General features: G+C 62.4%; 29 protein-coding genes, 2 tRNA genes and 1 pseudogene. 19 read left to right on the plus strand and 13 right to left on the minus strand.

What is annotated here, in order from left to right:
- Positions 1-401: 401 nt before the first annotated feature.
- From XH87_RS36295 to XH87_RS36305, 3 genes are all read right to left on the minus strand, one after another.
- On the minus strand, positions 402-674 hold the full coding sequence (locus XH87_RS36295) for a hypothetical protein (RefSeq protein WP_271590879.1): 273 nt from the start codon (positions 672-674) through the stop codon (positions 402-404).
- Positions 675-778: 104 nt separating this feature from the next.
- Positions 779-1,405 (minus strand): PilZ domain-containing protein, encoded by a 627-nt coding sequence (locus XH87_RS36300; protein WP_271590880.1) that lies wholly within the window; start codon positions 1,403-1,405, stop codon positions 779-781.
- Between the two features lie 344 nt (positions 1,406-1,749).
- Positions 1,750-1,824 (minus strand) — tRNA-Glu (locus XH87_RS36305).
- A 225-nt stretch (positions 1,825-2,049) separates the two neighbouring features.
- On the opposite strand from XH87_RS36305, the gene XH87_RS36310 reads away from it, so the two are divergent.
- From XH87_RS36310 to XH87_RS36320, 3 genes are read left to right on the plus strand one after another with little or no spacing between them, the layout of a single operon-like run.
- The gene (locus XH87_RS36310; RefSeq protein ID WP_035703631.1) at positions 2,050-2,304 is read left to right on the plus strand and encodes a PilZ domain-containing protein; all 255 of its coding nucleotides are present in this window, start codon (positions 2,050-2,052) and stop codon (positions 2,302-2,304) included.
- A 57-nt stretch (positions 2,305-2,361) separates the two neighbouring features.
- Positions 2,362-2,613: a hypothetical protein gene (locus XH87_RS36315; RefSeq protein ID WP_035703630.1), complete on the plus strand. Its 252-nt coding sequence runs from the start codon at positions 2,362-2,364 to the stop codon at positions 2,611-2,613.
- 6 nt (positions 2,614-2,619) lie between these two features.
- Positions 2,620-2,787: a hypothetical protein gene (locus XH87_RS36320; RefSeq protein WP_271590881.1), complete on the plus strand. Its 168-nt coding sequence runs from the start codon at positions 2,620-2,622 to the stop codon at positions 2,785-2,787.
- Positions 2,788-2,917: 130 nt separating this feature from the next.
- On the opposite strand, the gene XH87_RS36325 is transcribed toward XH87_RS36320, so the two are convergent.
- A complete protein-coding gene (locus tag XH87_RS36325) occupies positions 2,918-3,556 on the minus strand; it encodes a glutathione S-transferase family protein (RefSeq protein WP_271590882.1) in 639 nt (212 codons plus the stop codon).
- A 288-nt stretch (positions 3,557-3,844) separates the two neighbouring features.
- Positions 3,845-4,297 carry a VOC family protein gene (locus tag XH87_RS36330; protein WP_271590883.1) on the minus strand — a complete coding sequence of 151 codons (453 nt, stop codon included), beginning with the start codon at positions 4,295-4,297 and terminating at the stop codon, positions 3,845-3,847.
- 260 nt (positions 4,298-4,557) lie between these two features.
- On the opposite strand from XH87_RS36330, the gene XH87_RS36335 reads away from it, so the two are divergent.
- Positions 4,558-6,267, plus strand: coding sequence for a hypothetical protein (locus XH87_RS36335; RefSeq protein ID WP_271590884.1), 1,710 nt, complete (start codon positions 4,558-4,560; stop codon positions 6,265-6,267).
- 399 nt (positions 6,268-6,666) lie between these two features.
- Positions 6,667-6,930 (plus strand): hypothetical protein, encoded by a 264-nt coding sequence (locus XH87_RS36340; RefSeq protein WP_035716801.1) that lies wholly within the window; start codon positions 6,667-6,669, stop codon positions 6,928-6,930.
- Positions 6,931-7,010: 80 nt separating this feature from the next.
- On the opposite strand, the gene XH87_RS36345 is transcribed toward XH87_RS36340, so the two are convergent.
- Complete coding sequence (locus XH87_RS36345) at positions 7,011-7,163, minus strand: hypothetical protein (protein ID WP_157461211.1); 153 nt, start codon at positions 7,161-7,163, stop codon at positions 7,011-7,013.
- Positions 7,164-7,245: 82 nt separating this feature from the next.
- Positions 7,246-7,413, minus strand: a pseudogene (locus XH87_RS36350) (DUF3072 domain-containing protein); the annotation flags it as partial.
- A gap of 89 nt (positions 7,414-7,502) precedes the next feature.
- Between XH87_RS36350 and XH87_RS36355 the strand changes: the two are divergent.
- The 3 genes from XH87_RS36355 to XH87_RS36365 all read left to right on the plus strand — a co-directional run bounded on the left by XH87_RS36355 (position 7,503) and on the right by XH87_RS36365 (position 8,748).
- Positions 7,503-7,736, plus strand: coding sequence for a hypothetical protein (locus XH87_RS36355; RefSeq protein WP_035716799.1), 234 nt, complete (start codon positions 7,503-7,505; stop codon positions 7,734-7,736).
- Positions 7,730-7,957 (plus strand): hypothetical protein, encoded by a 228-nt coding sequence (locus XH87_RS36360; protein ID WP_271590885.1) that lies wholly within the window; start codon positions 7,730-7,732, stop codon positions 7,955-7,957. Before XH87_RS36355 ends, XH87_RS36360 begins: the two co-directional genes overlap by 7 nt.
- Before the next feature lie 626 nt (positions 7,958-8,583).
- Positions 8,584-8,748, plus strand: coding sequence for a hypothetical protein (locus XH87_RS36365; protein ID WP_157461145.1), 165 nt, complete (start codon positions 8,584-8,586; stop codon positions 8,746-8,748).
- Positions 8,749-8,961: 213 nt separating this feature from the next.
- Here the strand turns inward: XH87_RS36365 and XH87_RS36370 are convergent, their stop codons facing one another.
- On the minus strand, positions 8,962-9,264 hold the full coding sequence (locus XH87_RS36370; protein WP_271590886.1) for a hypothetical protein: 303 nt from the start codon (positions 9,262-9,264) through the stop codon (positions 8,962-8,964).
- Positions 9,265-9,694: 430 nt separating this feature from the next.
- On the opposite strand from XH87_RS36370, the gene XH87_RS36375 reads away from it, so the two are divergent.
- The 3 genes from XH87_RS36375 to XH87_RS36385 all read left to right on the plus strand — a co-directional run bounded on the left by XH87_RS36375 (position 9,695) and on the right by XH87_RS36385 (position 11,658).
- A complete protein-coding gene (locus tag XH87_RS36375; RefSeq protein ID WP_035714869.1) occupies positions 9,695-9,991 on the plus strand; it encodes an HU family DNA-binding protein in 297 nt (98 codons plus the stop codon).
- Positions 9,992-10,686: 695 nt separating this feature from the next.
- Positions 10,687-10,821, plus strand: coding sequence for a hypothetical protein (locus XH87_RS36380; RefSeq protein WP_271519747.1), 135 nt, complete (start codon positions 10,687-10,689; stop codon positions 10,819-10,821).
- 636 nt (positions 10,822-11,457) lie between these two features.
- A complete protein-coding gene (locus XH87_RS36385; protein WP_333909217.1) occupies positions 11,458-11,658 on the plus strand; it encodes a hypothetical protein in 201 nt (66 codons plus the stop codon).
- Here XH87_RS36385 and XH87_RS36390 read toward each other — a convergent pair.
- Together XH87_RS36390 and XH87_RS36395 are read right to left on the minus strand one after the other, a co-directional pair.
- Complete coding sequence (locus XH87_RS36390) at positions 11,655-11,780, minus strand: hypothetical protein (protein ID WP_271590888.1); 126 nt, start codon at positions 11,778-11,780, stop codon at positions 11,655-11,657. The genes XH87_RS36385 and XH87_RS36390 overlap by 4 nt on opposite strands.
- Before the next feature lie 86 nt (positions 11,781-11,866).
- Positions 11,867-12,097, minus strand: a complete 231-nt coding sequence (locus XH87_RS36395) for a hypothetical protein (protein WP_035714983.1) — start codon at positions 12,095-12,097, stop codon at positions 11,867-11,869.
- Positions 12,098-12,374: 277 nt separating this feature from the next.
- On the opposite strand from XH87_RS36395, the gene XH87_RS36400 reads away from it, so the two are divergent.
- Positions 12,375-12,659, plus strand: a complete 285-nt coding sequence (locus XH87_RS36400; protein WP_035714986.1) for a hypothetical protein — start codon at positions 12,375-12,377, stop codon at positions 12,657-12,659.
- 81 nt (positions 12,660-12,740) lie between these two features.
- Here the strand turns inward: XH87_RS36400 and XH87_RS36405 are convergent, their stop codons facing one another.
- On the minus strand, positions 12,741-12,905 hold the full coding sequence (locus XH87_RS36405; RefSeq protein WP_162832225.1) for a hypothetical protein: 165 nt from the start codon (positions 12,903-12,905) through the stop codon (positions 12,741-12,743).
- Positions 12,906-13,159: 254 nt separating this feature from the next.
- Between XH87_RS36405 and XH87_RS36410 the strand changes: the two genes are divergently transcribed.
- The 6 genes from XH87_RS36410 (at position 13,160) to XH87_RS36435 (ending at position 16,893) form a co-directional block, all read left to right on the plus strand.
- Positions 13,160-13,921: an SIR2 family NAD-dependent protein deacylase gene (locus XH87_RS36410; protein ID WP_199763222.1), complete on the plus strand. Its 762-nt coding sequence runs from the start codon at positions 13,160-13,162 to the stop codon at positions 13,919-13,921.
- A gap of 198 nt (positions 13,922-14,119) precedes the next feature.
- Entirely contained in the window at positions 14,120-14,782 is a 663-nt protein-coding gene (locus tag XH87_RS36415; protein WP_035714876.1) for a cold-shock protein, read from the plus strand.
- 217 nt (positions 14,783-14,999) lie between these two features.
- A complete protein-coding gene (locus tag XH87_RS36420) occupies positions 15,000-15,485 on the plus strand; it encodes a DUF192 domain-containing protein (RefSeq protein ID WP_035714880.1) in 486 nt (161 codons plus the stop codon).
- A 90-nt stretch (positions 15,486-15,575) separates the two neighbouring features.
- Positions 15,576-15,652 (plus strand) — tRNA-Pro (locus XH87_RS36425).
- 56 nt (positions 15,653-15,708) lie between these two features.
- Positions 15,709-15,942: a hypothetical protein gene (locus XH87_RS36430; protein ID WP_271590889.1), complete on the plus strand. Its 234-nt coding sequence runs from the start codon at positions 15,709-15,711 to the stop codon at positions 15,940-15,942.
- A gap of 756 nt (positions 15,943-16,698) precedes the next feature.
- A complete protein-coding gene (locus tag XH87_RS36435) occupies positions 16,699-16,893 on the plus strand; it encodes a hypothetical protein (RefSeq protein WP_158671052.1) in 195 nt (64 codons plus the stop codon).
- 57 nt (positions 16,894-16,950) lie between these two features.
- On the opposite strand, the gene XH87_RS36440 is transcribed toward XH87_RS36435, so the two are convergent.
- A complete protein-coding gene (locus tag XH87_RS36440) occupies positions 16,951-17,376 on the minus strand; it encodes a translational machinery protein (protein WP_271590890.1) in 426 nt (141 codons plus the stop codon).
- Between the two features lie 161 nt (positions 17,377-17,537).
- A complete protein-coding gene (locus XH87_RS36445) occupies positions 17,538-18,704 on the minus strand; it encodes an OpgC domain-containing protein (protein WP_271590891.1) in 1,167 nt (388 codons plus the stop codon).
- A gap of 258 nt (positions 18,705-18,962) precedes the next feature.
- Here XH87_RS36445 and XH87_RS36450 point away from each other — a divergent pair, with 258 nt between their 5' ends.
- Positions 18,963-19,268 carry an ETC complex I subunit gene (locus XH87_RS36450; RefSeq protein ID WP_212085072.1) on the plus strand — a complete coding sequence of 102 codons (306 nt, stop codon included), beginning with the start codon at positions 18,963-18,965 and terminating at the stop codon, positions 19,266-19,268.
- Positions 19,269-19,430: the final 162 nt, after the last annotated feature.

Raw genomic sequence — 19,430 nt, forward strand, 5'->3', positions numbered from 1 at the left:
TATCGAATCCAGATCGGCAAGCCAAATCAAGGAGGTGCGCCGGTTTCCTCGATTTGCTGCGCGCCCGTCCCCGTGGCGAATCCGCGGGCGGGATGGTCTCCTTCCGCGGCAGGGGGCGCCGGCCGATGGGCTAGTCCCGCTTCCTTGTGCGCCCGCGGGGCCGGGCGGCGATCCAGCGGGCTCGCACCTGCTCCAGCTCCCAGAAGGCACGTACGAGGCACGTGCCGAGGCAAGAGACGATGAGCAGCAGCAGGAAGGCCTGATCGACGGCAGGGATATGTATCATGGCAATGATAAAGCAACGCCCGTGCCAAGCGTTCCCGGGATGTCGGCGCTCGGCGCAGCGCTTGCCAGGAACCGCTGCTCGCGCAGCAGCGACCCGGCGGTCTCGAATTCGTTCTTCAATGCGTGGTGAACTGCGACGTCGCGCCGGGCGCGACATCGAAGGCGCCGAGATGGAATTCTTCGCTGATCGATGCGTCGGGATCGGCCGGTTGCGCCAGCAGCGTGAACGCCGCCTGTGGGTATCGCTTCCAGATCTCGAGATCGCCGGCGGTGATGGTGAGCCAGCCGAACGTGTACATGTACCGTCCGGGCTCGGTGACCCGGCCGACCCTGTCCCAAGTGATCTTCCCCACTGTGATCTTGCCAACTGTGATCTTGTCGACTGCCATTCGGTCCCCCGATCGCGAGTCTGCAAAATGACGTCCGGGCCGAGGCACAGACCTTCACAAGCTGATCCCGCAATGGGGCCGCGATAGGGCGGAGATGCGGCGGGTCAGGCCGGCTGTGATACGGCCGAGCGCGCGATCAGGCGGGCGAGGTCGTCCCGGGACTGCCTCTCGGCGAACTTGACCGCAAAGCCGTGCTCGAATTTGCGGATCACCCGCCCGACGCAGGCGCCGACCGCAAGCGCGGTTCCGACCGGCGGGTCGTACTCGGAGGACACTGCGACGCCGGCCGTCGAGACGTCGATGATGAAGCATGGATGAGTGCTGCCGTCCGCGAGGGTCAGGACGGTGTGCGAGACCTGCGGAACGAAACGCGCGTCACGCCGCAGTTCTCGAACGCTGGCATCCTTCTGCTTCTTCTCGAGCCAGGTCAGCTTTTCCGACATCCAGGCGCGCCGCGCCCGCGTCATGTCGAGCTCCATCAGGAGGCCCGACTTCAGTGTCGCGCTGATGGTGCACTGGAATTCGCCGAAATCCTGGAAGTAGGAGGTCACGCGCTCGCCGACCTTGCCGACGACAGGCACGTCCACGATCATGCGGAAGGGCGAGACGCGCTTGGTCCGGCAGGCGAAGCTGCGGAGCTTGCCCTCGCAATCGTACCAGCGGGGCAGCGAGTAGCTGCCGCTCACCGCAACGTCTACGGCTCGTTGCCTGAGGAACTCTGCGACGGACATGAGCGCCAATCTATTTTGGATGATTTCCGTGTTTCCACGGGTAGCGGCCAAACTCTAAGCAATTGATACCGGCGCACATGAGCAGGGGTAAATTTCCGGTAAACGCGCAGGCGGAAGTCGCGCGGCGAGTTCGCGGCGTAACGTCACAATGCCGTCATCGCGTGATCCGGGCGGTGGCGTTCGGACCAGCCCGAGCAGCACCGGACGGGCCTTCCGGGATGATCTCGCGCCGCGCCATGGGGGTGCCATGGGCCTCTACCGGTTCCGATCGGAGCTTGGTCGGAGGGGGGGGAGGTTCATGCCGCGGCGGTGGATTTATTGCCGCCGGCGAGGCTTCGCGCGGCTGGCGCTCCCTAGCGGAATCGAACCGCTCTCTCCACCGTGAAAGGGTGGCGTCCTAACCGATAGACGAAGGGAGCAAACGCAGGGCCCCGCCGCTTTCCGCGGTACGGCCGCTGGCCGGCCGAACAGCGCCCGGCGGCTTGCAGCGGGCGAACGTATAGTGGCCTTTGCGTTCCTGGGCAAGCCGTTCGGGAACGGACTCTTGCCTCCGGTGGACAGCGCCGGCCCGGGATCATTCGGAGGCGATTTCAACGGTTTCTTAGGGTTCCCTGCGTAGCGCTGGGCAGGGAGATTTTTCGCCAATGCCACCGCCGAAGAAGCGCGCCGCCCGCAAGCTGCTGTCGCAGCACGCCTGGATCACGCTCGACGGCGGCTTCGCCGCGCGGCATTGCCTGGTCCAGGACATCTCGGACTCGGGTGCCAGAATCACGATGGACGAGGACGCGAGCCAGCTTCCGGGCGTGATCCGGATGGCGTTCGCTCGCGACGCGCGCACCGGGCGGAGCTGCCAGGTGGTCTGGCGCCGCGGCAAGTCGGCCGGCGTCAAGTTCATCTGATTGCGAACGCGGACGGCCCCGATGGCGCGCGGCACCTGTCCGGGCTAAAACGCTGCCATGCGTGGGCCACTCCTCATCCTGACCCTGATCTCGTTCCCGGCAACCTCCGTGGCCGCCGCGGAAGCCTTGCGCCTGCCGCCTGCCGAGCGGCCACAAGCGGGCAAAGCCCTGCCGTTGAAGAGCGCCACCGGCAAGGCAGGAGCGGGCTCCTGCGCCTCCTACGGCGCGCGCTTCGTCATGGTCGAGGGCACCGGGACCTGCGTGAAGATCGGTGGCTCGATCAGCATCGACACCACCGTCAGGCGCTGAAGGCCCATGCCGGCGGATCTGGTGCGGCTCGATATCATCGTCCCCGTGCTGATGTATTGCGCGCTACTGTGGTGGGTCGGCCGCGGCCTCGGCTGGACCGCGCGCCTCGCCACCGCCGCGGTGACGCTGGTTTTGATCGTCTGCGTGCTGCTGGTCGAGCGCGGCTGGCGCTAGGGGCCCAGAACAAAAACTGCGAAAACAACCCCATGCACAGTAGCCGTCAAGTGCCGAGACCAGGCCGGACGGTCTGTGCCGAAATGACGTTTCCTCGTGTCGTCACCGCAACTTGAGCTGCATCACCGGTTCATGACATTGGCGGCGCGACATGTTGTGCAAATCCGGGCCGTTTGCCGAGCTCGGCGAGCCAGCGGGTGAGGTGCGGCTGCGCGGGCCGGCTGATGCCTTCGACCCCGAGCCAGCGCCGCGCATAGGATCCGATCGCGATGTCCGCGAGCGTGAACGCATCGCCCTCCATGAAGCGGCGCGTGGCGAGCAGGCGGTCGGCGATGGCCCAGACCTCGGCGGCGGCATCGGCATCGCGCTGCACCTGGACCATGTCGCGCTCGGCGGGCGCCGTGCGCACGATGCCCCAGAACACCGGGCGATCGACCGGCTGCACGGTCGACAGCGTCCAGTCGAGCCAGCGGTCGACGCCGGCGCGCTGCTTCGGCGTGTCAGGGTAGATCGACGTGCCGCGCCCATGCGCAAGGCAGAGATAGCGCATGATCGAGTTGGACTCCCACAGCACGAAGTCGCCCTCGACCAGCGTCGGGATCCGCGCGTTGGGATTCATCGCGAGATACCCGGCCTCGCGGGTCTTGCCGTATTGCATGCCGGCGTCGATGCGCTCGTAGGAGTGACCGAGTTCGGTGAGGCACCACAGCACCTTCTGCACGTTGACCGAATTGGCGCGGCCCCAGATCGTCAGCTTGGTGTCAGGCATGAAGCGTCTCCCCCGCATTGTCGCTTGCTGCGGGTGATAGCGGAATTCGGTGCTTGGAGCGATGCGCGTTGCGGCGCGCCCCTCATGCAAAAAGCTCCGCACGGGGCGGAGCTTTCATTGCAAGGTTCAACCCGACGGTCAGCGGCCGAAGAACAGCCACAACAGAATGATCACCGGGATCGGCACGCCAAGCATCCACAGCAACAGCCCTCTCGCCATCGCATCCTCCTCCATTTGCATCACTGGAGGGTGAACGCGGGCCGCGAGCGCTTGTTCCCGCGCGCAAACCTACCAGTGGCCGGTGTTGGGCATCGACGCCCAAGGCTCCTGCGGTGGCTTCGGATCGCCCTTCTGCAACAGCTCGATCGAGTGCAGGTCCGGCGAGCGAACGAAGGCCATGTTGCCGTCGCGCGGCGGCCGGTTGATCGTGATGCCGGCCTTCATCAGCTTCTCGCAGGTGGCGTAGATGTCGTCGACCTCATAGGCGAGATGGCCGAAGAAGCGATCCTCGCCGTACTTTTCCTCATCCCAATTATAGGTGAGCTCGACCAGCGGGGCCCCGCGCGTCGGCGGCTGCTTCTTCAGCGCCTCGAGATCGTCCGCCGAGCACAGGAACACCAGCGTGAACCGACCCTTGTCGTTCTCGATCCGCCGCACCTCCTTCAAGCCGAAAGCATCGACATAGAATTTCAGCGCGACATCGAGATTGCGCACGCGCAGCATGGTGTGGAGGTATCGCATGGTTGTTGCTCCCTGGGGGTGGAGGGTTTTGGCGGCGGAGCCGGCGGAGGGAGGGATAGCAGGAATTGTGGAGGAGGGGCAGGGGGCAGAGGCAGTGTGCGCGCGGCCCGAAGCATCGCGAAAGCGCAAATAGCCATACCGGCTGTGATCCTGGGCAAGGCATCTCGACTTTGGATTGTTCTCGTGAAAGGATGCACGTGTCTCGTTGAGAAGCGCGACCTCCCTGCATATTGCGCGGGGACAAAATGGGGGGCTTTTCCGTGCGCGAATTTGAAGAGGGCGCCGTATTGTACGTGCGCGCAATTGCTGGACTGCACGTCGTTACGCTGGCCTGGGACTTCGCGCCGGGCCAGGAAGCCAAGAAGACCGGACTGTTGGGCTTCGCCATCGAGCGCACCGAGTTCGACAAGAACGACAATGTGCACGAGCGCTACTTCATCCGGGGGATCAAGCGCTTCAAGCACAAGGATGAAGGACTGGCTCCAGGAACTCCAGTGCCGACGTCGGAGCATCCGATTCAGACATTTCAGTGGGGCGACTACACGGCGAAGCCCGAGACGACCTACGAGTTCAGCGTCATCCCGGTCTACGGCAAGCCGAAATTGCTCGAACTCGACGTCGCATCGGCGACCAAAATTCGTGTGAGTACGGAGGCCGAAGAGGGCGGCAAGAAGCCCGGAGAAACCACCCACGATATCTACTTCAACCGTGGCGCGGCCGGGTCCCAGGCCTTCGCGCGCAAGTTCGGCAAGACCGAGCTCGATGAGGACGATCCCGCCTCGGACGCGATGAAATGGCTTTCCCGTGGCCTGTTCGAGGCGCTCGTCAAGTTCATCGAATATCCCTCGACGCTGCAAGACCCCGGTGAGTACGCCCTGCGGGCGATGCTTTACGAGTTTCGCTACAAGCCCGTCGGCCTGGCATTCAAGAAAGCGAAGAATGCCGGCGTCGACGTCAATATCCGCTACGAGGCACAAAGCTATGTGGACGAAAACGAGGAGATGATAGCTGCGGCCAAGATCAAGAGCATCTGCACGCCGCAGAAGTCGCGCGCCGGTATCAGGCACAACAAGTTCATCGTTCTGCTCCACAACGACGTGCCGATCGCCGTCTGGACGGGATCGACGAACATTTCCTCGGGCGGAATCTTCGGCCATTCCAATGTCGGCCACGTCATATGGGACGGTGAGATCGCACAGGGCTTCCTCGACTATTGGGAGCGCCTCGCTGCACCGGACGTGACGCTGGCTCCTCTGAAGACAGCCAATCTCGCTGTCGATGCGACGCCTGCGCGCCATACCCTGCCGCCGAAGAATCGCATCTTGCAGCTGTACTCGCCGCGCGACGAAAAGACCAAGCCCACGACCCTGGAATGGTATGCGGATCTCATCGCCGACGCCAAGCGAATGGCCTGCATCACCTTCGCCTTCAACCTGGACGACTTCTTCTACAAGGCGCTGGCCAAGGACGATGATACGCTCCGCTACTCGCTCTTCGACAAGGATCCGGGAGATGAGTTTGCCGACGAAATCAGAGTGACGGGCAACAGTGTCATGGCGCCCGGGGCCAAGCTTTCAAAGGGCGATCTCGAATTCTTCCTCGGCGAGAAGCTGACCGGTTTCAACCGCAACTTCTACGTTCACGACAAGTTTCTGTTGGTCGATCCCTTGAGTTCCGACCCGGTCGTCGTCACCGGCACCGCAAATTTCAGCCAGCCGTCACAGAACGCCAACGACGAGAATATGCTCGTCATCCGCGGGAACACGAGAGTCGCCGACATCTATTTCGGCGAGTTCATGCGCGTCTTCGACCACTTCTACTCCCGTTATGTCGTCAAGAAGATCAAGGAGGCGGGCAAAGGCGATCCGGACGCCGGCTTCCTGAAGGAGGATTGGAAGGAATGGGTGCCCGGTCATTTCAAGGCGGGACAAAAACAGCTGCGGCGCGAGATATTCATGAAGGAGGATTGAGCGGCGACTGTCGGGATTTGGCGCTCGCCCGGAGACACAGCTTCGTCGCCCGGACAGGCAGGCAGAGGAAAGTGATCCCTCAGCAGCAGCAGCGGCGGGCGTCGGGACGGCTTCGGCACAATGGTTCGAGCCGCGCAGCACCGAGGTCACAGCGTGCGCGCTTGTCGTTGCGCCGATCAGCGATGTGAGACCGAGGAGGAAGCCGATGACCTGGTTCGACGAGGGGGTGCCGCCTTTCGCGACGGCGAAGAAGTCCGTCGGGTTTTGCCGGACTTCGGACGAGCTTCGGGTGTGATCCCGTTCTGCTCATCGAATTGCTTCAACCAGTATTACGGTATTACGGTGACAGCACTGTCACCGTAATCTCAATCTGGTCATCGCCGGCCTGCTGGGATTGTGATGTACTCCGTTAAAGCGAGCCTCATCATCGCATTGGCCATCGGGGCGCTCATCTCGACGGTGCTCCTTGTCCTGGAGCCGCTGACCGACTTCGCGTTCCTCTCGCTGGAATGGCCGGGCATCACCGCGGCTTATTTTTTCTGGGGGGCAGTCGGAGGGTTCACCTTCCTCGGCATAGCCATCTCCTGGGTCGTGAACGCACTGACCTACGGTCTTGGCGCTTTCGTCATGCTCAGCGCCTTTAAGGTGCTGAGGGAAGCATGAAGCGCTGGCTTCAGATGATGGGAGAGATTGCGAGGGGTTGCTGCGCCTTGGGGCCAACTCCGCCGACCGTGCCCACTCCCTCACGCTGCCTTCTCGACAGCCTTCACGATGATCTCGACTTCGAAATAGCCCATGTCGCGGAGCTCGGCGGCCTTCTTCTCGGCCGCTTCCCTGGTGTCGCGCTTCAAAATGATCTGGCCCGCTCCGTCGCGGGCGCAAACGAAATAAGGCATTTTCGATTCCCAATTTCGTTTGCATACACATGGCTCCGGATTCCCGCAAGAATACGGGTGACCGTTCCAGCCCGGCCTTTTGCCGCATCTCGTCGATCAGTTCCGGGGCCTCGACCCTGGTCAGTTCCGCCTCGGACAGATCCTGATGTGCCTGCCCGGCGAGGGTCTTGAGATAGGATTCCTGGGCGCCCGTCATCGGGTCGTCCCCGGAAACCCAATCCTTCGGTTCCTTCCGGATGTAGTCCGCCATCGAAAATCTCCTTCTCCGTCAAACGCCGGACTCGACTCATCGTTCCGTTTTTGTTCTCTTTGGCCATATTCAAATCGTGAGGGCTGAACATGCCGGACCTGGACTTTGTCAGGCGGGAGATCGAACGGATGCGCATCCAGATTGGCAGGCAGAGAAAGGAGATTCTCCAGCTGCAGCGGGCCGGCGTCGGGACGGCCTCGGCCGAGGCGCTCCTGTCGCGGATGGAGGCGAAGGTTGAAAGTCTGTGCGCCCAGCGTGCGGCGCTGAGGAGCGCAGAGCCGCATCACAACAAGGGCAGGGTGCTCGGCGGGAGGACATGGTGAGCAGGCGCTGGTTCGACGACGAGAGAGAGCTGTCGCCCTTCCTGACCGCGCTCGAGGACGTTCGTAGAAGGGCGACACGCGAAGGGTGGTGCTATGCCCATGTCCAGGCGATCATCGTGGCCATCGACCAGTACGCGGAGGCCGCGACAGGCAACCGCGAGTATTTCCTGAACAAGCCGGTCTCAATCGGCGATAGCCGGAAGGTCGCGGACATTCCGTGAGGGGCCATGTCCTCGCGTCGTTGCTCTTCGCATCGGTTACGTCGCCGGTTCAACGCAGTGGTTCGAGCCGCGCAGCACCGAGGTCACAGCGTGCGCGCTTGTCGTTGCGCTGATCAGCGCTGTGAGACCGAGGAGGAAGCCGATGACCTGGTTCGACGAGGGGGTGCCGCCTTTCGCGACGGCGAAGAAGTCCGTCGGGTTTTGCCGGACTTCGGACGAGCTTCGGGTGTGATCCCGTTCTGCTCATCGAATTGCTTCAACCAGGCCTGGATGTATCGCCGATCGCCGGGACAAAGCCGTTCAAGCAAACGAAGGTTCTGCGCTCTGAATTCCACAAGGGTTCTCGGCATAAGACCTCCTCAAAACCCTACCCTCCCGAGAGGGTGCTTCGGCGGGGGAACCGGGTCAACGGCAAAGAGAGGCTTGAAATTCCGGGCGAGCTGATGCAGCGCCAAAAGCGAAAACCCCGCCTGGGGGAAGCGGGATTCTCTGTCGGGGTGAAGCTTGGGGACGCTTCAACTGTAAGACGCGCGAGCCGCAAGAAGGTTCAAAAGAGAATGCACCTCGCTGGGCGGCTGAGAATGGCGGCGGATGAACCTCGGCGAGATCGGCTGTGACCAATCGTCATGCTTCGGGGCCTGCTCAGCGCGATCGTGGAAACGCTCCTCGGCGTCGCATGGGACGCGATCGTCAGGTTGCTCCGCCTGGAGAACGCTGTCGAACTCACCACCGCCTTCGTCGGTCTCTCCTGCATCGTGATCGGCTTCGCGGCCTTTCTGCTGGATCATTGAAGCGGAAATGTCGGGAAGACGTTCTCTGCTCGTGGCTCGGTGAACGCGGACGGCGAACCGGATGTACGTCGCGCCAGGCGATGACAAATCCGTCGTTCGGTTGAAAAGCAGCCGCCCCGAGCGGGTTGAGTTCTGTTCGAGCATGAGCTCCGCGCAAACGCGTTCGGTGTTGTCGCGAGGGAAAACCGCTTCACGGTTTTCCGCATCATGCTTCTAGGCTGCAATCCGCCGGTTGACAGGGACGGTCAGGAACTTGAGCGCTTCTGCATGTGCGAGGTCGGGAACCGCGATCGCCGTGTGGCTGTACATCGCATGTGTCCGCGATCTCACAATCCCGTCCAGGATCTCGCCGCCCTTGATGACGTGGAGGCCCATGCCTTCTTCAGTGGGGAAGATCGCCAGCACCACGTCGTAAGCCGCGATGACGGCTCTGAGCGCTTCGGCCTTGTCTTCGGCGACGTCGATGAAAATACGAACATCAGCCGCGAGTTCACGCAGCTCGTTAAAATCCAGCACTGTGAGGATACTCCAACGCAACGAACCCGATTGGAGCTTGGCCGCGTTAGGTTACTGAAGTGTCAACAGCGCCGGCCGAGCCACAGGTTGCACGGGGAGGTGACACGGCGAGCGGGTTAAACAAGAGTCTCGAACAGCGAAAACGCCGCCCGTGGAGAAGCGGTCTCTCTGGTGGGCGAAGCCGGAGGACTTCGACTTCGATCATGAGACCCGCCAGCCTCCGAATGGTTCAGAAAGAAGTGGAATGTCGGGCGGCGTCGTTCACAGGAGACAGGGAGTCCCTGAGAACCCGAGCTTGCGTTTTCGGGCTCGATGGGTTCTAAGCCCGGTCACTTCATGACTTCTGGCATGAATCAGCAGCGCGTCCCCGCGGTCCGGCCGCGTCCTCTTCGGGAATTGCTCGCGCGCCCCCATTCAAAGGAATTCAGACATGGCGAAGATGACGAAGGCCCAATTGATCGACGCAATTGCCGAGGGCACGCAGCTTTCGAAGAACGACGTGAAGTCGGTGATCGAATACATGGCAACGGTCGGCTACAAGGAACTCAACGAGTCCGGCGAGTTCGTCATTCCCGGCTTCGTGAAGATGTCGGTCGTGAACAAGCCGGCGACCGAAGCCCGCATGGGCGTCAATCCCTTCACCAAGGAGCCGATGCAGTTTGCGGCGAAGCCCGCGAGCAAATCGGTCAAGGCCTCGCCGCTGAAGGTGGCCAAGGACGCCGTCTGAGGCGGCGGCGAAGTCCTTGCTGCGGCCTCTTCCGCGAGACGGCGCAATGAGCAATGGCTGAAGACAAGGTGGCGCTCGGCGATCGCGATGCCGAGCATCACCACGACGATCGAGACAAACACAGGGAGCGTCGTTCGCTCCGTCCGGGCGCGCCCTGCGGTCGCCCGCAAGTCGGGCGGACCGAAGACCAAGCGGAATTCGTTCTCACGAAATTCACAGATCATCGGGCTACTCGATGACGAAGCTCGCGATGCAGGCTTCCGCGGCCGAATGGCTGAGCCGCGCGATTGCCGGCTCGCCGGATTTCGGCCGCTCAATGCGCAAGCGCGAGGTCTCGCTCCGGTAGCGTCCGATTTGAGCGCCCCTCGAATTGCCGGCTTCAAAAAGAAAAAACCCCGCGCTTTCGCGCGAGGCTCTTCTGGCCGACGGCGTTGGGATTTCAGCGCCTGACCGTCAGCCGCAGCTGTAACTTAAGGTTGAAATTCCAAAAAGCAACAGCGCCGCGGTGACGGAGTATGTTCGTCAGGCGGCGCTGCCGTGTGACTGGGCGCTGAAATCCCCAGCTTCCATGGGTCCTTTGCGCGCCGAAAAGGTTCAATGCGAAATCCCCTGCAAAAATCCGTCTGAAGGGCTGGACATTTTGTTCTCATTTTGTTCTAGTGCGGTCGCCTTGGTGGATCATTTGGAGGTGACTCATGACCGTCGAAAAACAGCGCGAGGTGATCAGGCTCTGGAACGAGCTCAGGAAGCTCGAGGGTCCTGCCGCGGAAGAGCTCCGGATCCAGATCCTCGAATGCTTCTCAAGGGACAAGGCGAAGCGGGCGGCGTGATCCGCGTCGACGACACGCGGCAACGCGCAAGCGCGATCTTGTTCCGGCGGTTTGCGCTGATTTGTCACCGAAGAGCTTGGAGACGATGAGCTTGCCGAAATGAGTCCTGCCGCCGAAGATGCGTCAGCATGAGCTTTCACGGATCGTTAGGAATCGCTCCATGCTGATTTTCGCGACTCCGATTCGTTCTTCGAGAACGAAATGGAGTCGGATGCAGAACAAGTTGCGCCTGCCGGCGGCGATGCGGCCGCGCGTATCGGAACGAGACGGCGTGATGTCTCGCACAGTCGCGTCCATGTCTCCTCCGTATGGAGTGAGGCGAGGGGAGCGGCATGGATGCGCGCTGGTTTCCGATGGAGGCCGCAAAGTGTTTGTTAAGAACTGCTCCGCGCCGATTTCTGCGATTCCGATTCGTTCTTCGAGAACGAAATGGTGTCGTAGCCGGAACAAATGCGTCTTTCACCTGTCCGGACGACAGAGGTGTCCGCATCTACTTTGCCTAACGACAGCTTGCACGGACGCCGATAACCCTATCCGGTTAGGTTAAAAGCCCAATCGCGTTGCGCTGGCTGCGGGTTGGAGTAGGTGTCCGGCAAAGACAAGCAAGAAACGACTTTGCCAAGAAGCAATTTTGTCATGACACCTTTTTCAGAGCCGCCCTTTTACCAAGGCGACCGGCACACCTACCGGCGCGTCGCCATCGTCGGCACGCTGTTCTGCATCGCTTTCGTGGCGATCAGCTTCTCGCTGCGGCCGCAGGCCGAAGACACGCGCGTTGCGGTCAAGGCCGACCGGCTGGTGCGCACGGCGGCGGGCCAAGCGGCGCGCGCCAATTAGCGCTCGTCGCCGTAGCTGCGATCGTCGGCCGGCGCCTGCGGGCCGGCGGCGCCGCGCGAGGCGAGCGCCACGAAGCCGGCATAGCCGGACAGGTTGAGCAAGACTTCGAGCCACGCGGGCATGTCGGGCCTCTTTTTCTTCCGTTCTGCGCGGGAAGGGGACTCAACGTCCGCGCGCAATCCGGGTTCCATGCTCTCATAAAAAGGACTCATACCGGAGAGGAGGGGTCGAGCCGGCGGCCGAGGGTCGCGACGGACTCGCTCGACGGCTGCTCCTTCAGGAACTCGGCGATCGCCCGCGCCAGTTCGCGGTCGCTCATCGGCGTCGGCGGCGGGTGCAGCGTGCCGACACCGAAGCTGCGGACGATTTCGTCGTAGTGCTGATCGTCGGATCTAGGAACCAACCTGCGGATACGGGCCAGCAAAGCGAATAACGGCAAACTTTCCTCCTCGATCGTCTGCCCCGCTGGCAATAATTGTGGTCTGCTGCCAGTTGCTCCCGAAACCGAAAAACCCCGCCAGCATCGCGGAGATGCTGACGGGGTCTTCGTGCCGTTGCCTCAACCCGGATGGCGGAGGCTCCCGCACTCGGAACGTCAATCCGTGTCCGGTGATTTCGTTCCCGCTGCACCGACAATTTTCACTGCGGTCGGTTCCCCATGGCGCAACCATCGCAGGCGCTCGCGGTTGTCCCCGCGAGACGCGAAGGAGAAGAGCATGAAGAAGACACTGGCAGTTCTGGCTACCATCGCGGCCGTCGGCGTGACCGCGGTCGCCGCCCCTGCGCCGGCCGAGGCGCGTGGCCGCGGCATCGGCCCGGGCCTCGCATTCGGCCTTGCCGCCGGCGCGATCACGGCGGGTGCGGTCGCAGCCTCCCACCCATATGGCTATTACGGTCCCGGCTACGCCTACTATGGCGGCCCGGGCTATTATTACGGACCGGGTCCCTACGCCTATTACGGCAGGCCGTACTACCGCCATCACCACTGGCGCCATTGGTAACAGCCGATAGCGAAAAAGCCCGGAGCGTTGCTCCGGGTTTTTTTCATTCGCTCGTCTTCGCGTTTTCCTGCGCGACGGTGCCTACGGCCACAGCGATGGCCGCTCGACCTTGCGGGCATTCTCCAGCGTCGACACGAAGTATTCTTCGCGCTCGCGCTTGAATTTTTCTTGCGTGGCACGGAAGGCGGCGACACGGGCGGCGATCTCATCGCGCTCACGAGCCTTGCGTTCTTCGTCTTCGGTCATGTCAAATCCCCTCTACACCTGAGTATGTGCACCTCTGAACTCAAGCGCTGCCGCCGCAATCACGTTGAGTCGCGTCAACACATCCATTGGCGCTCCTGAATAGGGCGTCAATGGGGAGGAGGCATTGCAGGAATGTGATATGCGAAGGTTTGGAAAAAATTGCCGGGCGCATTGCGTTCGCGCTTGATAGGAACGTCAATGATCTTGTCGCTTGCACGTGTTGCTGTCAGGCAAAGCGACTCGTGGAGGCGCGATTGATCGCATCGGATATCCAGAGCGGCGTCGAGCGCCTCGGCGACATGATCGCCGAGGCCAGGGCCATCGTGCCGTTCACCGGCGCCGGCATCTCGACCGAATGCGGCATTCCCGACTTCCGCTCGCCGGGCGGAATTTGGACGCGTTACCGTCCGATCCCATTCGACGAATTCGTCGCGAGTCGGGAAGCGCGCAACGAATCCTGGCGCCGCCGCTTCGCGATGGAGGAGGTCTTTGCCGCGGCGAAGCCCGGCCGGGGCCATCGCGCGCTGGCCTCGCTCTACCGCGCCGGCAAGGTTCCCGCCGTCATCACCCAGAACATCGACAATCTGCACCAGGCCTCGGGCTTCGCCAGCGAGCACGTGGTTGAGCTTCACGGAAATACCACTTATGCGCGATGCATCGGGTGTGGGCTGGCCTATCCGCTCGACTGGGTGAGGCGCCGCTTCGACGACGATGGCACGGCGCCCGACTGTACCGCGTGCGACGAGCCGGTGAAGACCGCCACGATCTCCTTCGGCCAGATGATGCCGGACGACGAAATGCAGCGTGCGACCGCGCTATCACAAGCCTGCGATCTCTTCATCGCGATCGGTTCCTCGCTCGTGGTCTGGCCGGCCGCGGGCTTTCCGATGATGGCCAAGCGCGCCGGTGCACGTCTGGTGATCATCAACCGCGAGCCGACCGAGCAGGACGACATCGCCGATCTCGTCATCCACCACGACATCGGCGAGACGCTCGGGCCCTTTGTCGGCAATTGAGGCATCAATTTGATTCGCGGCTGTGCAAGCTGTTCATAGGTTCCGGCGAATCTCTTTTTTGTCTATGCCTCGCAACCGGGAGTGTTATCTTTTGAGTCGAAAGATTCGCGTCGCGTCGAGTTGAGAAGATTCTCTAGGGACGCGTGATTCGAGCGCCGCCAATGTGGCGGGTTGCATGGCAGTGTGGGGTCCGGGGTTATGGGGTCGTCGGACGGATTTGAGTCCAAGAAGCTCGGAGTTCCCGGGCAGGGAGTATCGCCCGGGCGAATGACGCCGGGCGAACATGGTGGTGCCGGCCGCGATAGCGCGCTCAGTCCCTTCAGCGGGCTTGGTGAGACCAGCGCCAATCTCGTCGAGGTCCATGGCGTCATCAAATGGTTCGACGCCTCCAAAGGTTATGGCTTCATCGTTCCCGACAATGGCTGGCCGGACGTCCTTCTGCACGTGACCGTGCTTCGGCGCGACGGCTTCCAGACGGCTTATGAGGGCGCCCGCATCGTCGTCGAATGCATTCAGCGCGCCAAGGGTTACCAGGCCTTCCGCGTGGTCTCGATGGACGAGTCGACCGCGATCCATCCGGCGCAGATGCTGCCGCCGCGCACCCACGTCACGGTCACCCCGACCAGCGGGCTGGAACGGGCCCAGGTCAAATGGTTCAACCGGCTGCGTGGCTTCGGCTTCCTGACCTGCGGCGAGGGCACGCCCGACATTTTCGTGCACATGGAGACGCTCCGCCGCTTCGGCATGACCGAACTCAGGCCCGGCCAGTATGTCCTGGTCCGCTTCGGGCCTGGCTCCAAGGGCATGATGGCGGCCGAGATCCATCCCGAGACCGGATCGCCGGGACTGCAGTCGCACTAGAGCTTCGGTTCTGTTTGAATCAGAACCGAAGGTCTAGATTCTTGTTTTGACGCGTTTTCTTCACGCGAACCGGTATCCACTTCGCTGGAAAACGCTATCAGGACACTAATTCCCGCAATCGTGAGCAGCTGAGGCGTGCCGGCTGGCCGGCGCGCCTCTTTCTTTTTCGACGGCCGCCGCGTAAGGACTGGCCCAGTTCCCGCGCCTCGAGAGCCCCATGAATTTTGATCGAAAGGCCGTCTGGTCCGTTGCAAAGGGCTGGCTTGCCGCCATCCTCGTCATCATCGGCTGTGCCGTCGCCAGCCCGCCCGCCGGCGCCGCCAGCTTTCAGCCGCTCGAGATCGTCACCAAGAATGGTGTGCAGGTATTCTCGGTGGAGATGGCAACGACCGAGGAGGAGAAGCAGACCGGCCTGATGTATCGCAAGGAACTGGCAGACGGCAAGGGCATGCTGTTCGACTTCAATCCCGAGCAGGAAGTGTCGATGTGGATGAAGAATACTTATGTCTCGCTCGACATGATCTTCATCCGCGCGGACGGCCGCATTCTGCGCATCGCCGAAAACACCGAGCCGCTGTCGACGAAGATCATCTCGTCCCGGGGGCCGGCCCGGGCCGTGCTGGAAGTGGTGGCGGGAACGGCGCAGAAGTACGGCATCCGCCCCGGCGACCGCGTCGGCCATCCCCTGTTCGGCAGCAAATAGGGCGGACGGTGCGATTGCCGGCCTTGCTGACGGCTTTGGAAGCTTGCTGGCGCCTTGGGAAGCGTGTATCGACGGGGCTCGCCGGACATTCGGGGTATAGCGCAGCCTGGTAGCGCGGCAGTTTTGGGTACTGCAGGTCGTTGGTTCGAATCCAGCTGCCCCGACCAGTCCCGAGGTTGAATGTCATGTGGCGCTGCCGCCTCAGGACAGCATTTCACCGACAATGCGCCAGGTGATCCAGGCGAGGGCGCAGATCCATCCCGGCATCACCATTGCAACGACGCCTGGCCCCGCGGAGCGCGAAGAGGGAGCTTCCGGTCTCCGGCGCGTCGGAGCGTTTTTCCGGGGCCTCGATCTCGTCAACCGCACCCGGCCGCTCGGTCTGTTGATGATGGCTCTCTGCCGGTTCGGGAAAATTCACGGCCGCGCTCCGGCTCAAGCTGACTCTGGCATGTGAGGAAAAGCTGCAATTCGCTGCGCGGGGATTGGTTGCGAGATGACGCGAAGAAGCGCGCCCGCCGCCCCGGATTCTTCACGTCCTGACGCCCGCTTCGCACGGCATCAGCAAAGCCTCGTCGAACCTTCCGGGCATCGCCGTAGACATATGCATGTTGGGGATTTCAGCGCCCAATATCTAAACGGACGCCGCCAAGCGATGATATTCCGCTTGCGCGGCGTTGCGCTTTTCCGGCCGTGCCGATCAGTTCGATGCGTACCAGCCGGACGGAAACGGGACCAACGACCAAGCCGCCTGGTTGTCGTTGGCGGCTTGCGGCGGCTCTTGTGACGGCGTCCTCACGACCGCCGCAGGCGGCGTCATTCGCAGCGCGAGGCGCAGCCGTGCACATTGCAATTTCATGATTGTTGTTCCCCGCAACCCAATAGTTCCAAACGTCAGATTGCTTGCAAAGTTCGACGTCAGTTCAAAAATCACCGTGCGCAGAAACAGCGCGCTCGTTCTCAAATCACATGCATTCTAGAAAAATCGGCACTGGCTTTCAACCGATCGCGCCGAACCATCCCGAGAAGTAAGGTTGATCGGTTAGGTTAAAGGCGAGCGGTTGTTGCGGTCGTTTGAGTGGCTGCTATCAGGTCGGTCCTGGCTCGCGATGGGCCGCCTTCAATCTGTGCGACACAGAGCGCGGTTCGTCACCCAGCACGGTTCGTCGCGGCGCGCGTGTCAGTTGAATTCTGCTCCAGCGAGTTCTGCGCCATGTCTTTCGATCGCAACCTCAAGACCGTCGGTCCGCAGTCGAACTGGACCGAGATCTGGCACCTCTGGACCGTGATCGTGCCGCGCCGCTCCATCAACGGCCAGTTCGTGGTCGGCAAGGTCTGGCGCCGCCACGACGGCCGCGACTGGATCTACAGGAAATTCACCGAGTTCGACGGCGAAGAGGCGGCCTGAGCGCGATGAGAATTGTCATCGCGCCCCGGATTATCGTTGAGGCCGTACGGTCCTGATTTAGCCCAAGTGCCGCTCGCCCGCGGCCGATCCCGGTGCCTGCACGCGCGGTAGCGGCAGCTTGAAGTGACGCTTTGCGTAGGCGACGATCTCGGCATCCGAGGGATGATCGGCCACTTCCACCGCGACAATCCGCTTGGCCAGATCGGGGGCGCTCGCGTGAATGTGGCCGGCAAGCTCCGTCTTCGCGCTCGCCGGACCGATGATGAGGATCTCACCGGCGTCGGCGACGGCTTTGGTCACCTCGATGTAGAATGCCTTGTCGGGGGCGGCGTGGCCGCTGCCGATTGTATTGGCCTTGTGATGAAGATGACGTGTCGCCAGTTGCGGATGCAGCGTGATTTCGTCGGAGCCGTTCAGGCCGAGATGGAAGATCCTGGCCTGCGAATGATCGATCCATACCACGGCGTGGAAATGAGAGGGCATGTTTTTGGGCCTTGTACCAGAGGAGGCCGCCACGTCTGTGCGGCGGCGCATATCGCGGCGACACTATGCGTGCCGGCGCCGCCTCTGTTGACTCATGTCAATCCGATCCCGGCTCAAAAAGCGGGGCAGCCGGATGGCGCGTTCGGAGGGGCTTGGCCGGCTCAGACCGCAGCCGCCGCCGGTTTGGGCGGGGGCGGCTTCAGCGGCTTGTCCTGCTTCTTCGACCACGAGATGTAATAGGCCACCGTCGTCATGATCGCGATGCCGGCGATGCTGACGAAGATCTGCGCGAGCAGCGAGCCCGAGCTCATCGATAGCTCGAAATGGCCGACGAAGGACAGGAACACGCCGACGCAGAAAACGGCGAGCGACTGCTGGCCGCAGACGATCAAGGGATCGAACACCCTCCACTCCAGGCCCGGCCACTCCTTCGGCACGAAGCGGATCACCAGGATCACGATCACGACGAAATGGAGGAAGCGGTACGGCGCTAGGTTGGTCTTGTCGTTCGGGTTGAAGGCCGAGAACAGCCATTCCGGGAACATGCTGCCGAAGGTGGGGAAGCGGCCGGCCATGGTCATGACCAAAGCGAACAAGAGATAGCCGAGGCAGACCCACAGCGTGATCTGCGAATTGATCAGCGTCATCGAGCGCCGGGCCCCGCCCATCGCGCACCAGGCGCCGAACACGAACAGCACCTGCCAGCAATAGGGGTTGAAGTACCACTGGCCGGCCGGATAGGCGGTCAGGTTCAGGCCGTAGTGCCGCGCGGCCAGCCACAGCGCGATCGACAGGACCATCGTCAGGTCGGGTTTGCGCAGCATGAACCACAGCACCGGCGGAAACAGGCCCATCAGCACGATGTACAGCGGCAGCACGTCGAGATTGAGCGGCTTGAAGCGCAGGAACAGGCCCTGGCGCAGCGTCTCGGTGGCATTGTCGACGAGGCCGGCGACGTTGAACTCGTTGATCATCTCGGAATCGCCGAAGCGCAGCGCCAGATAGCTGATCGAGGCGATGTAGATCACGAACAAGATGATGTGGGCGACGTAGAGCTGCCAGACCCGCTTGGTCAGCCGGGTGGCGCCGACGACGAAGCCGCGCTCCAGCATCATCCGCGCGTAGACGAAGGACGCCGTGTAGCCGGAGATGAAGACGAACAGGTCGGCGGCGTCGGAAAAGCCGTAGTTGCGGGTCGTGACCCAGTTCACCACGTTGTCGGGGATGTGGTCGAGGAAGATCGCCCAGTTCGCGACACCGCGAAACAGGTCGAGCCGGAGGTCGCGCCCCTTTTCGGGAAGCGTTGCGCTGACGTTCAGGAAGGCCATGCGTCGGGAGCTCTCGGAGAGGACGGAAATGCTGATGTCGGCGAGGCAGTGCCGCCAGGCGGGATCCCGGCGCGGAAGGCGGGTACGGAATTGTCACGGTGCAGCATAATGACTATACCCGTCGATGAGGCATCCGGGGGAGGCCGGAATCACCGATCAGTTCCCACGGGGTGTCTCTATACTATCCCCGAGATTTCCACCAACTGCCACCGTGACGCATCGAAATCGAACGAAAAGACGAAGAGGCCCGGACCAGCCATGACCGCACGCATTTTCAAGCCTGCCAAGAACGCGATGCAATCCGGCCGGTCCAAGACCAGGGAATGGCAGCTCGATTACGAGCCGGAACAGCCGCGCTCGGTCGAGCCGCTGATGGGCTGGACTTCGTCCGGCGACATGAAGCAGCAGATCACGCTGCGCTTCCACAGCAAGGAAGAGGCGATCGCCTATTGCGAGCGCAAGGGCATCGCCTACCAGGTGATCGAGCCGCAGGATTCGATCCGCCGCCCGGTTGCCTATGCCGACAATTTTTCGTTCCGGCGCGGTGAGCCCTGGACGCATTGAGGGGCGGCCGGCCGCGTCGGCTTCAGACGACGTGATGCCGTCGTCATGCCCGGGCTCGTCCCGGACGAGTCCGCCATGACGACGGAGAGGCATCCCGCCCGTACGTTATAACCTCGCATCCGGTGGCCGACATCCCAGGTTCTGCCCTTCGCATCACCCTTC

The sequence above is a fragment of the Bradyrhizobium sp. CCBAU 53415 genome, assembly GCF_028128735.1.
GTDB lineage: Bacteria > Pseudomonadota > Alphaproteobacteria > Rhizobiales > Xanthobacteraceae > Bradyrhizobium.

What these genes read in the sequence shown, in the direction of transcription:
- XH87_RS36355 (WP_035716799.1), top strand. Translation starts at nt 7,503, where the DNA reads ATGCCGGACCTGGACTTTGTCAGGCGGGAGATCGAACGGATGCGCATC.
- XH87_RS36445 (WP_271590891.1), bottom strand. Translation starts at nt 18,704, where the DNA reads ATGGCCTTCCTGAACGTCAGCGCAACGCTTCCCGAAAAGGGGCGCGAC.
- XH87_RS36385 (WP_333909217.1), top strand. Translation starts at nt 11,458, where the DNA reads ATGACACCTTTTTCAGAGCCGCCCTTTTACCAAGGCGACCGGCACACC.
- XH87_RS36340 (WP_035716801.1), top strand. Translation starts at nt 6,667, where the DNA reads ATGTACTCCGTTAAAGCGAGCCTCATCATCGCATTGGCCATCGGGGCG.
- XH87_RS36440 (WP_271590890.1), bottom strand. Translation starts at nt 17,376, where the DNA reads ATGCCCTCTCATTTCCACGCCGTGGTATGGATCGATCATTCGCAGGCC.
- XH87_RS36405 (WP_162832225.1), bottom strand. Translation starts at nt 12,905, where the DNA reads ATGACCGAAGACGAAGAACGCAAGGCTCGTGAGCGCGATGAGATCGCC.
- XH87_RS36315 (WP_035703630.1), top strand. Translation starts at nt 2,362, where the DNA reads ATGCGTGGGCCACTCCTCATCCTGACCCTGATCTCGTTCCCGGCAACC.
- XH87_RS36295 (WP_271590879.1), bottom strand. Translation starts at nt 674, where the DNA reads ATGGCAGTCGACAAGATCACAGTTGGCAAGATCACAGTGGGGAAGATC.
- XH87_RS36345 (WP_157461211.1), bottom strand. Translation starts at nt 7,163, where the DNA reads ATGCCTTATTTCGTTTGCGCCCGCGACGGAGCGGGCCAGATCATTTTG.
- XH87_RS36365 (WP_157461145.1), top strand. Translation starts at nt 8,584, where the DNA reads ATGCTTCGGGGCCTGCTCAGCGCGATCGTGGAAACGCTCCTCGGCGTC.
- XH87_RS36450 (WP_212085072.1), top strand. Translation starts at nt 18,963, where the DNA reads ATGACCGCACGCATTTTCAAGCCTGCCAAGAACGCGATGCAATCCGGC.
- XH87_RS36310 (WP_035703631.1), top strand. Translation starts at nt 2,050, where the DNA reads ATGCCACCGCCGAAGAAGCGCGCCGCCCGCAAGCTGCTGTCGCAGCAC.
- XH87_RS36300 (WP_271590880.1), bottom strand. Translation starts at nt 1,405, where the DNA reads ATGTCCGTCGCAGAGTTCCTCAGGCAACGAGCCGTAGACGTTGCGGTG.
- XH87_RS36330 (WP_271590883.1), bottom strand. Translation starts at nt 4,297, where the DNA reads ATGCGATACCTCCACACCATGCTGCGCGTGCGCAATCTCGATGTCGCG.
- XH87_RS36375 (WP_035714869.1), top strand. Translation starts at nt 9,695, where the DNA reads ATGGCGAAGATGACGAAGGCCCAATTGATCGACGCAATTGCCGAGGGC.
- XH87_RS36320 (WP_271590881.1), top strand. Translation starts at nt 2,620, where the DNA reads ATGCCGGCGGATCTGGTGCGGCTCGATATCATCGTCCCCGTGCTGATG.
- XH87_RS36415 (WP_035714876.1), top strand. Translation starts at nt 14,120, where the DNA reads ATGGGGTCGTCGGACGGATTTGAGTCCAAGAAGCTCGGAGTTCCCGGG.
- XH87_RS36380 (WP_271519747.1), top strand. Translation starts at nt 10,687, where the DNA reads ATGACCGTCGAAAAACAGCGCGAGGTGATCAGGCTCTGGAACGAGCTC.
- XH87_RS36430 (WP_271590889.1), top strand. Translation starts at nt 15,709, where the DNA reads ATGCGCCAGGTGATCCAGGCGAGGGCGCAGATCCATCCCGGCATCACC.
- XH87_RS36400 (WP_035714986.1), top strand. Translation starts at nt 12,375, where the DNA reads ATGAAGAAGACACTGGCAGTTCTGGCTACCATCGCGGCCGTCGGCGTG.
- XH87_RS36420 (WP_035714880.1), top strand. Translation starts at nt 15,000, where the DNA reads ATGAATTTTGATCGAAAGGCCGTCTGGTCCGTTGCAAAGGGCTGGCTT.
- XH87_RS36435 (WP_158671052.1), top strand. Translation starts at nt 16,699, where the DNA reads ATGTCTTTCGATCGCAACCTCAAGACCGTCGGTCCGCAGTCGAACTGG.
- XH87_RS36390 (WP_271590888.1), bottom strand. Translation starts at nt 11,780, where the DNA reads ATGCCCGCGTGGCTCGAAGTCTTGCTCAACCTGTCCGGCTATGCCGGC.
- XH87_RS36325 (WP_271590882.1), bottom strand. Translation starts at nt 3,556, where the DNA reads ATGCCTGACACCAAGCTGACGATCTGGGGCCGCGCCAATTCGGTCAAC.
- XH87_RS36360 (WP_271590885.1), top strand. Translation starts at nt 7,730, where the DNA reads ATGGTGAGCAGGCGCTGGTTCGACGACGAGAGAGAGCTGTCGCCCTTC.